This is a genomic window from Erwinia piriflorinigrans CFBP 5888 (genome assembly GCF_001050515.1).
GTDB classification, from domain to species: Bacteria; Pseudomonadota; Gammaproteobacteria; order Enterobacterales; family Enterobacteriaceae; genus Erwinia; species Erwinia piriflorinigrans.
Genome location: NZ_CAHS01000014.1, coordinates 195,690 through 208,494 on the forward strand (window position 1 = coordinate 195,690; position 12,805 = coordinate 208,494).

At 53.0% G+C, this 12,805-nt stretch carries 10 protein-coding genes; 2 read left to right on the forward strand and 8 right to left on the reverse strand.

The window, feature by feature from the left end; genetic code table 11:
• Positions 1-46: 46 nt before the first annotated feature.
• The 3 genes from ompC to pncB all read right to left on the reverse strand — a co-directional run bounded on the left by ompC (position 47) and on the right by pncB (position 4,225).
• Positions 47-1,153 carry a porin OmpC gene (ompC, locus tag EPIR_RS07010; RefSeq protein WP_023654634.1) on the reverse strand — a complete coding sequence of 369 codons (1,107 nt, stop codon included), beginning with the start codon at positions 1,151-1,153 and terminating at the stop codon, positions 47-49.
• A gap of 299 nt (positions 1,154-1,452) precedes the next feature.
• Entirely contained in the window at positions 1,453-2,853 is a 1,401-nt protein-coding gene (gene asnS / locus EPIR_RS07015) for an asparagine--tRNA ligase (RefSeq protein WP_023654635.1), read from the reverse strand.
• A 166-nt stretch (positions 2,854-3,019) separates the two neighbouring features.
• Positions 3,020-4,225: a nicotinate phosphoribosyltransferase gene (gene pncB / locus EPIR_RS07020; RefSeq protein WP_048697174.1), complete on the reverse strand. Its 1,206-nt coding sequence runs from the start codon at positions 4,223-4,225 to the stop codon at positions 3,020-3,022.
• 263 nt (positions 4,226-4,488) lie between these two features.
• On the opposite strand from pncB, the gene pepN reads away from it, so the two are divergent.
• Positions 4,489-7,104, forward strand: coding sequence for an aminopeptidase N (pepN, locus tag EPIR_RS07025; RefSeq protein ID WP_023654637.1), 2,616 nt, complete (start codon positions 4,489-4,491; stop codon positions 7,102-7,104).
• A 57-nt stretch (positions 7,105-7,161) separates the two neighbouring features.
• Here pepN and ssuB read toward each other — a convergent pair whose 3' ends face one another.
• Genes ssuB through ssuE form a run of 5 tightly spaced genes read right to left on the reverse strand, consistent with a single transcriptional unit; the run spans position 7,162 to position 11,438 of the window.
• The gene (gene ssuB, locus EPIR_RS07030; RefSeq protein ID WP_023654638.1) at positions 7,162-7,950 is read right to left on the reverse strand and encodes an aliphatic sulfonates ABC transporter ATP-binding protein; all 789 of its coding nucleotides are present in this window, start codon (positions 7,948-7,950) and stop codon (positions 7,162-7,164) included.
• Positions 7,947-8,738, reverse strand: coding sequence for an aliphatic sulfonate ABC transporter permease SsuC (ssuC, locus tag EPIR_RS07035; protein ID WP_023654639.1), 792 nt, complete (start codon positions 8,736-8,738; stop codon positions 7,947-7,949). The genes ssuB and ssuC overlap by 4 nt, the downstream gene beginning before the upstream one ends.
• A 10-nt stretch (positions 8,739-8,748) precedes the next feature.
• Complete coding sequence (ssuD, locus tag EPIR_RS07040) at positions 8,749-9,894, reverse strand: FMNH2-dependent alkanesulfonate monooxygenase (protein WP_023654640.1); 1,146 nt, start codon at positions 9,892-9,894, stop codon at positions 8,749-8,751.
• 16 nt (positions 9,895-9,910) lie between these two features.
• A complete protein-coding gene (locus EPIR_RS07045; RefSeq protein ID WP_023654641.1) occupies positions 9,911-10,873 on the reverse strand; it encodes a sulfonate ABC transporter substrate-binding protein in 963 nt (320 codons plus the stop codon).
• 13 nt (positions 10,874-10,886) lie between these two features.
• On the reverse strand, positions 10,887-11,438 hold the full coding sequence (gene ssuE / locus EPIR_RS07050; protein ID WP_023654642.1) for an NADPH-dependent FMN reductase: 552 nt from the start codon (positions 11,436-11,438) through the stop codon (positions 10,887-10,889).
• Between the two features lie 260 nt (positions 11,439-11,698).
• Here ssuE and pyrD point away from each other — a divergent pair, with 260 nt between their 5' ends.
• Complete coding sequence (pyrD, locus tag EPIR_RS07055; RefSeq protein WP_023654644.1) at positions 11,699-12,709, forward strand: quinone-dependent dihydroorotate dehydrogenase; 1,011 nt, start codon at positions 11,699-11,701, stop codon at positions 12,707-12,709.
• Positions 12,710-12,805 lie beyond the last annotated feature (96 nt).

A 12,805-nucleotide genomic window follows, 5' to 3' on the forward strand; every position in this document is an offset into this window, starting at 1 on the left:
TTGATAATGCACATTATGCCGCAGTTTTACTGCGTCACGGTGGCAATTAGAACTGGTAAACCAGGCCAACACCAACGGTGTTGTCGGTAGAAGTACCGGTAGCGCGGGTGAAGTCGTTTTCATCCAGCAGGTTAATTTTATAGTCAACGTAGGTGGACATATTTTTGTTGAAGTAGTAGTAGGTGGCTACGTCGATGTACTTATACAGATCCTGTTTGCCAAAGTTTTCAATCTTCTTACCGACAGACTGTACGTAAGCCAGGGATGGACGCAGGCCGAAGTCGAACTGATACTGCGCTACCGCTTCGAATTTCTGCTCTTTGTTCACCATGCCGTCTATCTGAACGCCGTCAACCTTGCCCGTATCAATATAGGTGTTGTTACGGGTTTCACCGTACATCGCCGCCAGATAGACATTGTTGGCATCATACTTAACCGCAGTAGACCAGGTTTCAGCCGTTTTGCTGCCGTTTGCGAAGTAGGCTTTCTGCTGACCGTTGGTGCGGTCAGATTTGGTGTAAGCAGCAGAAACCGCTACGCCAACCGGGGTGGTATAGGTAACCGAGCTGCCCCAGCCATCGCCATTGGCTTTCTTGATTTGACGACCGGTTGCGCTCTCTTCGTTTTTACCCTGATATTGCAGAGCGAAGTCCAGACCATCAACCAGGCCAAAGAAGTTGCTGTTACGGTAGGTAGCCAGACCGTTAGAACGACCCACCATGCCGTTATCTGAGTAACCAGAATCACCACCGAATACCGGCAGGATATCGGTCCATGCCAGTGGGTCATAGCCCACGCCGTAGTTACGGCCGTAGTCGAATGCGCCGTAATCAGCAAATTTCAGGCCAGCGAAGCCAACACGGGTTTTAGAACCTGATGTGCCTTCTGCTTCTGAGACGTTTGCCTGAACGTTATATTCCCACTGACCATAACCGGTCAGCTGGTCGGTGATCTGAGTTTCACCTTTGAAACCGAAACGAACGTAAGATTCATCGCCATCTTCGTCGTTGAAATCAGAAAATTGGTGACGCGCATCAACTTTACCGTACAGGTCCAGTTTGTTGCCATCTTTGTTATAGATTTCTGCAGCGTTAGCGGCACCCGCTGCCAACAGAGCTGGGATCACTACTGCAAGAATGTTGCGCTTCATCATTATTTATTACCCTCATTGGAGTTATTTGAACACCTGCCACTGCCAACAACAATTCTTTACAGAACCATGAAGAGAGTTTGGTGTCTTCCTGTGTCTGAAGGCATCTTTCCATTCGTAGCCCGGTTAATCTAGCCCGAAAATGCTACTAACCTCCTATTCTGGTAACAATTAGAAAAAATGTATTTCAAAATGTAATAGTTGCGGAACTTTGTGAGTCATCTCTAAATTTACAAAAATAAAAAAAGGCCAGCGAGGCTGGCCTTAGTATATATATGAATTTCTTATATTTAATGCAGAAATCAGAATGTCGCGTTACGTGGAGTACGTGGGAAGGCGATAACATCTCTTACATTTTGTACGCCGGTGACATAAGCGATTAATCGCTCGAAACCTAGCCCAAACCCTGAATGGGGTACGGTGCCGTAACGGCGTAGATCGCGATACCACCAATAATCTTCTTTATTCAGCCCCATTTCTTCCAGACGTGCATCTAACACCTCAAGACGTTCTTCGCGTTGGGAGCCGCCGATGATTTCTCCAATCCCCGGTGCCAGCACGTCCATGGCGGCGACGGTTTTGCCGTCGTCGTTCAGGCGCATATAAAATGCTTTGATATCTTTCGGGTAGTTTTTAACCACTACCGGAGCCTTGAAGTGTTTTTCCGCCAGGTAGCGCTCGTGTTCAGAGGAGAGATCGATACCCCATGAAACCGGATTCTCAAACTTCTGGCCGGATGCGAGCAGGATCTCGACAGCTTCGGTGTAATCCACCTGGGCGAAATCAGTTGTCACAAAACGCTCCAGGCGGGAAACCGCATCTTTGTCTACGCGTTCCGCGAAGAAAGCCATATCATCAGCCCGTTCGTTAAGAACCGCTTTGAAGACGTACTTCAGCATGGCTTCTGCCAGAGCCGCGTTGTCTTCCAGATCGGCGAAGGCGATTTCCGGCTCCAGCATCCAGAACTCTGCCAGATGTCGGCTGGTGTGCGAGTTTTCAGCGCGGAAGGTCGGGCCGAAGGTATAGATTTTCGAAATGGCGCTGGCGTAAGTTTCGCCGTTTAGCTGACCAGATACGGTCAGAAACGCTTCCTTGCCGAAGAAGTCTTCATCGTAATTGACTTTGCCTTCCGGCGTACGCGGCAGGTTTTCCATATCCAGCGTGGAAACGCGGAACATTTCCCCCGCACCTTCCGTGTCAGAAGCGGTGATCAGCGGAGTGGACACCCAGAAGAAACCCTGCTCGTCAAAGAAGCGATGCAGCGCCTGTGCCAGGGTATGGCGAACGCGCGCTACTGCGCCAATCAGGTTAGTGCGCGGACGCAGGTGGGCAACTTCACGCAGGTATTCGATGCTGTGGCGCTTCGCCGCCATTGGGTAAGTATCCGGGTCGTCGACCCAACCGACCACCTCGACGTGAGTCGCCTGAATTTCAAAACTTTGACCCTCGCCCGGTGACTCAACCACTTTCCCCGTAATGACAACCGAGCAGCCGGTGGTCAGGCGTAATATTTCATCCTGATAATTATTCAGAGAATTATTGACGACAGCCTGAACCGGATTAAAGCAGGAACCGTCATAAACGGCGATGAAGGAAATACCGGCTTTTGAATCTCTTCGGGTACGCACCCAGCCACGTACGGTGACTTCACTGTCTACCGTGACCCGGCCGTGCAGTACATCCGCTACAGGCACAACGCTCATATCAGTCTCTCACTATTAATCTGAATCGGAATGGAATACCCCAAATTTAGGGTATCGCTATGTTACTTGTCAGCGAATGAGAAACAAGAGAAATTCGGAGGAAGGGAAGATTTATTCGGCAAGGTATCGTCAGGGGGCGAGACGTGATCTGCCCCCTGGTGCACTCCTAGCTGGCCTTTTTAACCAGTGGGAGATCGAACGCCTTGCGCAGGGCGCGCACGAAGGCTTTGTCGTGACAAATGGTTTTTCCGGGGCTGTCCGAGAGTTTGGCGACCGGTTTGCCGTTGCACTCAACCAGTTTTATGACGATATTCAACGGCTTGACCTGTGGTATATCGCAGCTTAGACGCGTACCAATGCCAAAGATAACATTGATGCGCTGCTCAAAGCGGCGATATAGCGCAACGGCTTTATCCAGGTCCAAATTGTCAGAAAACACCAGCGTTTTGCTCAGTGGGTCAATGCCCAACTGCTGATAATGGGCAATGGCCTTTTCACCCCATTCGAAAGGATCGCCAGAATCATGGCGTAGCCCCTGGTAAGCATTGGCGAACTCATTGCCAAAATCGCGCAGGAAAGCATCCATGGTAATACAGTCGGTAAGGGCGATACCCAGCCGGTCAGGGTATTCATCCAGCCATGCCTGGAGCGCTGCCCGCTGGCAATCCTCCAGCGTTGGGCTGATTTGCTGATGCGCCTGAAACCACTCATGCGCCTGTGTGCCCACCGGGGCGATATTTAATCGATGCGCGATATCGTAATTACTGGAACCGACCAGCCAGGGAAAATCCTGCTTCAGCGTGCTGACCACGGCCAGCTGCACATCGTGTGAGAAACGGCGGCGGGTGCCAAAATCCATCAGGCGAAAACGTGACATATCCAGGTCAGATGTGAGCTGTTTAAACTGCTCCAGTTTACTTCTTAACTGGCTGACGGCCAGCTCCGGGGTGACCTGTGGTGAGCGGTGGCGATGAACCACTTCGCTAATGAGTGCCAGCAGCGGCACTTCCCACATAATCACTTCGCGCCAGGGGCCACTGATGCGGATATCCAGTTTTCCCTGAAGGTTTTGTACCTTAACCTGGTCAGGATCGTAGCGGAAATTTCGTAACCAGTTCAGATAGTCGGCTTTGAAAAACGGCAGGCTGGAAAGATAAGCAAACTCGTTATCGGTCAGCGTCAGCGAGGCCATATTCGCGATCTGTTGGACTAACTCATCCGCGTAGATGCCGAGCATATCGTCACCCCGGCAGCGGAACTCAGCCGTGACCGTAACATCATAATAACGATGAAAGACAGCCTGCTGCATATGAAGTTTGTAGGCATCGGTATCGAGAAGCGTTGTCAAAATCGGGGCAGCGTGTCGTGTCATGGCGCGTTTCAGCATCCTCTGGCGAAGAGCGTTATCCCTGGTTCAAATAAAGTAAAGTCGCAGGAGTATAACCCGAATATGCATTTAGTGAACCTGAGCGCAACAAAATTAGAGCGGTCTGCATAAGCAGGATCGCCGAGTTTGCATAGGTGCATCGCGCATTTTTCCACCATCGCCGCGATTGCACGTGATTGAACGTGGCAACATGGCGATAACAGGAATAGACTTTACAGGTTAACTTATTACTGACGTGAGAAGGACTTATGACGCAACTGCCGCAAGCTAAAAACCGCCATGATTACCGGGCGCCTGATTATACGATTACCGATATCGATCTGACTTTTAACCTTGATGCCGGCACCACCCAAGTGACGGCGGTCAGCCAGATTAAACGTCTGGGTGCCAGCGGCGTCGAGCTGCGTCTTAATGGTGAAGATTTGACCCTGGTATCGCTGCATGTTGACGATTGCGCATGGCCGCATTACCACCTGGAGGAGGGCAATCTGGTGCTGCAACAGCTGCCCGAGACCTTCACCCTGAAGATTGTTAATAATATCCATCCAGACAAGAATACTGCCCTGGAAGGGTTGTACAAGTCTGGCGAAGCGCTATGCACCCAGTGCGAAGCGGAAGGTTTCCGTCATATCACCTGGTATCTCGACCGTCCTGACGTGCTGGCGCGCTTTACCACCACCATTATCGCTGCCCGGGCTCCTTATCCTTATCTGCTCTCCAACGGCAACCGCATGGACGGTGGCGAGCTTGAAGATGGACGTCACTGGGTGAAGTGGCACGATCCCTTCCCAAAACCCTGTTACCTGTTCGCGGTGGTAGCGGGTGATTTTGATGTCTTGCGCGACAGCTTTATCACCCGTTCAGGGCGCGACGTGGCGTTGGAAATTTTCGTCGATCGCGGCAACCTCGATCGCGCAGAATGGGCAATGACCTCGCTGAAGAACAGCATGAAGTGGGATGAAGAACGCTTCGGGCTGGAATATGACCTCGACATCTTTATGATCGTTGCAGTCGACTTCTTTAATATGGGCGCGATGGAGAACAAAGGGCTAAATGTCTTTAACTCCAAATATGTGCTGGCGAAAGCTGAAACCGCTACCGACAAAGATTACCTCGGCATTGAGGCGGTGATCGGTCATGAATACTTCCATAACTGGACGGGTAACCGCGTCACCTGTCGCGACTGGTTCCAGCTTAGCCTGAAAGAAGGTCTGACGGTGTTCCGCGATCAGGAGTTCAGCTCCGACCTCGGTTCCCGTGCGGTAAACCGTATTGATAACGTGCGTGTGATGCGCGGTTCGCAGTTTGCCGAAGATGCCAGCCCGATGGCGCACCCTATCCGCCCGGAGCAGGTGATCGAAATGAACAACTTCTATACCCTGACGGTGTATGAAAAGGGTTCAGAAGTGATCCGTATGATGCATACCCTGCTGGGCGAAGAGCATTTTCAGAAAGGGATCCAGCTCTATTTTGAACGCCACGACGGCAGCGCCGCCACCTGTGATGATTTTGTTCAGGCGATGGAAGATGCATCCAACGTCGATCTGTCACAGTTCCGTCTTTGGTACAGCCAGTCGGGCACGCCAGTGCTGTCAATCCGCGACGACTACAACCCGGAACTGGAGCAATACACGCTGCACGTGACCCAGATGACGCCACCGACTGCCGATCAAAAAGAGAAGCTGCCGTTGCATATTCCGCTGGATATTGAGCTGTACGATGGCGAAGGTAAAGTGATCCCATTACAGCACAACGGTCACCCGGTACATCATGTCCTGAATGTCACTGAAGGGTTCCAGACCTTTGTCTTTGATAACGTCTATTTCCAGCCGGTTCCTTCATTGCTGCGTGAGTTTTCCGCGCCGGTGAAGCTCGATTATCCCTGGAGCGATGCCCAGCTGACTTTCCTGATGCGCCATGCGCGTAATGATTTTGCGCGTTGGGACGCGGCGCAGAGCCTGATGGCTAACTACATCAGGTTAAATGTTTCCCGCCACCAGCAGGGACAGCCGCTGTCGCTTCCGCTGCATGTCGCCGATGCTTTCCGCGCCGTGCTGCTGGAAGAGGGGGGCGATGCGGCCCTGATGGCCCTGATCCTGACGCTGCCGACAGAAAATGAGATAGCCGAGCTGTTCGACACTATCGACCCGCAGGCGATTTCTGTGGTACGTGAGGCGCTGGTGCGCACGCTTGCCAATGAGCTGGCCGATGAGCTACTGGCGGTATATCACGCCAGTCTGACGGCGGACTATCGTATTGAACATGCGGATATCGGTAAGCGTGCGCTAAAAAATGTTTGCCTGAGCTATCTGGCTTTCGGTGACAGGGAACTTGCGGATAAGCTGGTCAACGCGCAATACCACAATGCCAATAACATGACGGATACCGTTGCCGCGTTATCAGCGGCGGTGTCGGCGCAGCTGCCGTGCCGTGCCGGACTGCTGAAGGAGTTCGACAACCGCTGGCATCATGATGGTTTAGTGATGGATAAATGGTTTGCCTTACAGGCCAGTAGCCCGGCGAAAGATGTCGTCACGCAGGTGCGGGCGCTGCTGCATCACCGCTCCTTTACTCTGAGTAACCCGAACCGCGTTCGTTCGCTGATCGGTGCCTTTGCGCAGCTGAACCCGGGCGCGTTCCATGCTATCGACGGGAGTGGCTATCAGCTGCTGGTCGAGATCCTCACCGATCTGAATACGCGTAACCCGCAGGTAGCGGCCAGAATGATAGAGCCATTGATTCGGCTTAAACGTTATGACGAAACCCGCCAGGAGCTGATGCGCCAGGCCCTTGAACAGTTGAAAGGTCTGGATAAGCTATCGGGCGATCTGTTTGAGAAAATCAGTAAGGCATTGAGTGCCTGATTGAAATATTGAAAAGAAAATGGGCGACAGAGGTCGTCCATTTTCTTATCTGAGCCGTTAGCGCTGTGCGTAACGCTTTTCGCTCGCGGGAGGAGTGCGCTTCATCACGCGATCTAATACTTCAGCTTCCAGTTCTGCCAGTCTGACCGATCCTTTACGGCGCGGGCGTGGCAGGTCGACTGACAGATCCAGACCAATATCCCCTTCCTCAATCAGCAGTACCCGATCGGCCAGTGCCACCGCCTCACTGACGTCATGCGTCACCAATAGCACGGTAAAATGGTGCTGTTGCCACAGAGTTTCAATCAGATCCTGCATCTCAATGCGGGTCAGTGCATCCAGGGCGCCCAGCGGTTCATCCAGCAGCAGCAGGCCGGGACGATGGATTAACGCCCGTGCCAGCGCAACACGCTGTTTCTGGCCGCCGGACAGGGCAGCAGGCCAGTCAGAGGCCCTGTCGGCCAGGCCAACGGCCTCAAGCGCCGCAAGGGCGTCATCTTTCCAGCTTTTGCCTTTCAGTCCGAGGCCAACATTATCAATAACGCTTTTCCACGGCAGCAGGCGCGCATCCTGAAACATAAGGCGGATATCTTCGCGCACGTTGCTTAGTGGAGCCGAGCCGGCCAGCAGTTCACCGCTGCTGGTTTTTTCCAACCCGGCCAACAGGCGTAGCAGGGTACTTTTGCCGCAGCCGCTGCGCCCCACCACGGCAACAAACTGGCCGGATGGGATATGCAGATCAAGCGTATTCAGTACTGTACGTCCGTGGTACTGCTTGCTGATACCCTTGATGACTAATGGCGTACCGGCATTAAGACGTGCCGGAGGGGCGGTTAATTCGCTCATGGGGTTTCCTCTTTCAGTTGATACGCCGGATGCCAGCGTAGCCAGACGCGTTCCAGCAGCAGTGCGCTAACGTCAGCCAGTTTACCCAGCAGGGCATAAAGAATAATGGCCACCACCACCACATCCGTTTGCAAGAATTCACGGGCATTCATCGCCAGATAGCCGATGCCTGAATTGGCAGAAATGGTTTCAGCCACGATAAGCGTTAGCCACATCAGGCCGAGCGCAAAGCGCACGCCGACCATAATGGAGGGCAGAGCACCCGGCAGCACCACCTGAATAAACAGGCTCCAGCCGGACAAACCGTAACTGCGCGCCATCTCTATCAGCCCACGATCAATATTGCGGATGCCGTGCCATGTATTGATATAGACCGGAAATAACGTACCGAGCGCCACCAGAAAAATCTTGGCAGACTCATCGATGCCGAACCACAGAATAACCAACGGGATCAGTGCCAGATGCGGTATGTTGCGCAGCATCTGCATTGACGTATCCAGCAGGCGTTCGCCGAGCTTAGACATTCCGGTGATTAATCCGAGCAGCAGGCCAATGGAACCGCCGATGCTGAATCCGATGACGGCTCGCCAGCTGCTGATCGCCAGGTGTTGCCATAGCTCGCCGCTGGCAGATAGCTTGCAAAAAGTCACGACAATGGCTTCGGGCGAGGGCAGAATGCGTGTCGAAAGCCAGCCCGACCATGACGCCAGCTGCCACACCACCACCAGCACGATCGGCAGCGTCCACGGCAGCAAAGAATTTCTAATGTGGGTCAAGGTTCTGGTCATTTGATACCCTTTAGCTCTGGGATACTTTTTGTGGTGCGAACTGGTGGGCAACGTGCTCACCGTGGGCCTGAATTGCTGCCGGTTTAGGCATCTCCGGCACGGCAAGATCGAGGTGTGGGAACAGCAGTTCACCAACGCGATACGCCTCTTCAAGATGCGGGTAACCAGAAAGAATAAAGGTTTCAATGCCGAGATCGGCATATTCCTGCATGCGGGCCGCCACCGTTGGGCCATCGCCAACCAGCGCCGTGCCGGCTCCGCCGCGCACCAGGCCAACCCCGGCCCACAGGTTGGGACTGATTTCCAGGCGATCGCGCTTGCCGCCATGCAGCGCGGCCATACGCTGCTGTCCGACTGAATCGGTACGTGCCAGTGCCGCCTGCGCTTTAGCAATAGTCTCATCGTCCAGATGTGAGATAAGACGATCGGCGGCTTGCCATGCTTCCTCATTGGTTTCGCGCACGATGACATGCAAACGAATACCGAAACGCACTTTGCGCCCCTGTGCCGCCGCTTTAGCCTGCACCTGACCAATTTTCTCTTTCACCTGTTCGGGGGGTTCTCCCCAGGTCAGATAGACATCAACCTGCTCTGCGGCCAGATCCTGTGCCACCTCGGAAGAGCCGCCGAACCACAGCGGGGGACGCGGCTGCTGTACCGGTTTAAACATCAGCCGCGCGCCGCGCACATGCACGTGTTTTCCTTCGTAATCGACCGTTTCCCCTTCAAGAACACGCCGCCAGACGCGGGTAAATTCCGCAGATTCGGCATAGCGTTCGCGATGATCGAGGAACACACCATCACCCGCCAGCTCTTCGGCATCACCACCGGTCACCAGGTTAAACAAGGCTCTGCCATTAGATAATCTGTCCAGCGTAGCCGCCTGACGTGCCGCCTGAGTCGGAGAGATCACGCCCGGGCGCAGTGCCACCAGAAAACGCAGACGCTGGGTGACCGGGATCAGCGATGCGGCGACCAGCCAGGCATCTTCACAGGAGCGGCCTGTTGGAATTAACACACCGCCGAATCCCAGACGGTCAGCGGCTTGGGCAATCTGTTGCAGATAGCCGTGATCCACCGGACGCGCGCCCTCATTGGTGCCCAGATACTGACCATCGCCGTGAGTCGGCAGAAACCAGAATACGGAAAGGCTCATTTTTTATATTCCTTAACTAATTGGATGAAGGGCCATGCCAGATACGGCTGGAAATATCGACCTTCACCGGCATTAAGTGACTGGCGTAAAACAGGTCAGCCGTTTGCTGCTGCGCCCGGGCCGTTTGTTCATTCACCAGGTTGATAGTGTTGGTAACAGGGCGGTGATTGAGATAGCTGGTAACCACCGCTTCGGGTAACCCTAGCGCCGTGGAGAGCAGTTCCACACTCTGTTCACGCTGGCTGCGCGTTAGTGCATCCGCCTGGCTAAAAGTATCCAGCACCTGCTGAAGGAACTGACCGTTTTCCTGCGTAAATGAACGGGTGGCAAGGTAGAACGATCCGACAAGGTTCAATGTTTTGCCGTCTTTCAGTATGCGTGCACCACCCTGTTGAATCGCTGCGGAGTAATACGGGTCCCAGATGGTCCAGGCATCAACGTCACCGTGCTGGAAAGCAGCGCGGGCATCTGCGGGCGTCAGAAAAGCAGGTTTGATATCGCTGAAGCTCAATCCTGCCTCCTTTAGCGCCCGTAGCAACAGATTATGGGAGCTGGAACCTTTCTGAAGTGCAACTTTATGTCCTTTCAGCTCGGCGACAGTTTTGATCGGGCTGTTTTCCGGTACGAGGATCACTTCGGATAACGGCTTAGGTGGTTCGACGCCAACATAGAGCAGGTCAGCCCCGGCAGCCTGAGCGAAAATCGGCGGTATATCACCGGTACTGCCCAGATCGATGCTGTTGACGTTGAGTGCCTCCAACATCTGCGGCCCGGCAGGGAACTCCACCCACTTGATTTGTGTATCAGGAAAGCGTTGTTCCAATAAATGATGTGACTTCGCCAGCACCATGCCGACAGACCCTTTTTGATAGCCGATGCGGATCTGCTTCGGTGCATTCTGGGATGCTGCGCTCGCGGCGCCCGCTGCCAGCAGGCCGGTAACGAAAATGCTGGTTAATACTTTTGAAAAAAAGGTCATATTCGCTCCAGGATCAAACGGCCGTTGCCAACGGCTGACGATGGCGTGCAAGGGCATGCCACAAGGTATCAACCGCTTCTGCTAAACGTTCTGACAACAGCGGTGACAGTTCTGGCTGGCTGGCGATGTGAGTAATTTGCGTATCGTCCGCGAAGACGCCATGCAGAATCTCCTGCGCTTTCAGTGCATTCAGCACGGGCTTCAATGCGTAATCGACCGCCAGCATATGGGCTACGGTGCCGCCGGTGGCCAGCGGTAACACCACCTTATGTTCCAGCGCACGCTCGGGTAGCAGGTCGAGCAGCGTTTTTAATGCTCCGGAAAATGACGCTTTGTAGACGGGAGTGGCAATAATCACCCCGTCCGCAGACAGCAAATCTTGCGTTAATGCCTGCAAAGCGGGACTATCGAATCGGGCATACAGCAGGTCTTCGGGACGAAAGTTATGCAAATTCCACGGGATAACCTCGACGCCGCGCCTCTCCAAAGCCTGCTGGCACAGGGTAAGCAACGCGGTAGATCGTGAAGGAAAGCGGGGACTTCCTGCCAAAGTAATAACGCGCATAACGCCTCCTTATAACCAAAAATTATTGATTGACTGAATTTAAGAACTAATAGGGAGTTATCCTGACAGAGCACTTCGGGGGGCTTAAATGATTTATTCGGCAAATGTAAGCCGCTTTTCACATATAGCGCTGGGCGTGAAGCGCGATCTTTTTGCAAAACGGATATTTTTTTAAAAGCTTTTGCGCCAGGTCATTTCCCTTTGCCGGGAGAAACCCGGATAATCCTTCCCCGACTTCCACCGGGACCGCAGGAGTGACCATGTATTACCCTTTCGTTCGTAAGGCGCTTTTCAGGCTCGATCCGGAGCGTGCACACGAGTTGACTTTGCAGCAGCTAAAACGCCTTTCAGGCACCCCACTGATCAAGCTCATCCATCAGTCGCTTCCCTCTAAGCCGGTTGATTGCATGGGACTCACCTTTAAAAATCCGTTGGGACTGGCTGCCGGGTTGGACAAGAATGGCGAATGTATCGATGCATTTGGTGCAATGGGCTTTGGTTTTATTGAGATAGGCACGGTCACGCCACGTCCGCAGCCGGGTAACGACAAGCCCAGAATGTTCCGTGTGGTGGAAGCCGAAGGAATTATCAACCGTATGGGGTTTAATAACCTCGGGGTGGATAATCTGGTGGAGAATGTCAAGAAAGCCCATTTCGATGGTATTCTCGGCATCAATATTGGCAAAAATAAAGATACCCCGGTAGAGCAGGGTAAAGAGGATTATTTAGTTTGCATGGATAAAATCTATCCTTACGCAGGCTATATCACTATCAATATATCCTCGCCGAATACGCCAGGTTTACGATCTCTGCAATACGGTGAGGCGTTGGATGATTTGCTGGCGGCGATAAAAACCCGACAAAACGATTTACAAACAATCCATCATAAATATGTGCCGATAGCCGTGAAGATCGCCCCAGACCTTTCTGACGAAGAATTGATCCAAGTGGCAGATAGTTTAGTGCGTCATCATATTGATGGCGTTATTGCCACTAATACCACTCTCGACCGAGAACTGATTAAAGGGCTGAAGTATGCCGATGAAGCGGGGGGGTTAAGTGGTCGACCGGTTCAGTCGCGCAGCACTGAAATCATCCGTCGTCTGTCGGCTGAATTGCAGGGTCGCGTCCCTATTATCGGCGTTGGGGGAATTGATTCATTGATTTCAGCCCGGGAGAAAATTGCGGCAGGTGCTTCGCTGGTACAAATATATTCCGGCTTTATATACAAAGGGCCAGCTCTGGTAAAGGATATTGTGACTCACCTCTAACCTGATTGACGTTTAAATAAGCCGGGGGCTTTATTTTCGCCGCTGGCTCGTCTATATTTCCCAGTACAGACACCATAATTAATCATAAAAAAGCGT

Bases quoted from the DNA above. Each gene is read 5' to 3' on its own strand.
- ompC (WP_023654634.1), bottom strand. From the start codon at position 1,153: ATGATGAAGCGCAACATTCTTGCAGTAGTGATCCCAGCTCTGTTGGCA.
- asnS (WP_023654635.1), bottom strand. From the start codon at position 2,853: ATGAGCGTTGTGCCTGTAGCGGATGTACTGCACGGCCGGGTCACGGTA.
- pncB (WP_048697174.1), bottom strand. From the start codon at position 4,225: ATGACACGACACGCTGCCCCGATTTTGACAACGCTTCTCGATACCGAT.
- pepN (WP_023654637.1), top strand. From the start codon at position 4,489: ATGACGCAACTGCCGCAAGCTAAAAACCGCCATGATTACCGGGCGCCT.
- ssuB (WP_023654638.1), bottom strand. From the start codon at position 7,950: ATGAGCGAATTAACCGCCCCTCCGGCACGTCTTAATGCCGGTACGCCA.
- ssuC (WP_023654639.1), bottom strand. From the start codon at position 8,738: ATGACCAGAACCTTGACCCACATTAGAAATTCTTTGCTGCCGTGGACG.
- ssuD (WP_023654640.1), bottom strand. From the start codon at position 9,894: ATGAGCCTTTCCGTATTCTGGTTTCTGCCGACTCACGGCGATGGTCAG.
- EPIR_RS07045 (WP_023654641.1), bottom strand. From the start codon at position 10,873: ATGACCTTTTTTTCAAAAGTATTAACCAGCATTTTCGTTACCGGCCTG.
- ssuE (WP_023654642.1), bottom strand. From the start codon at position 11,438: ATGCGCGTTATTACTTTGGCAGGAAGTCCCCGCTTTCCTTCACGATCT.
- pyrD (WP_023654644.1), top strand. From the start codon at position 11,699: ATGTATTACCCTTTCGTTCGTAAGGCGCTTTTCAGGCTCGATCCGGAG.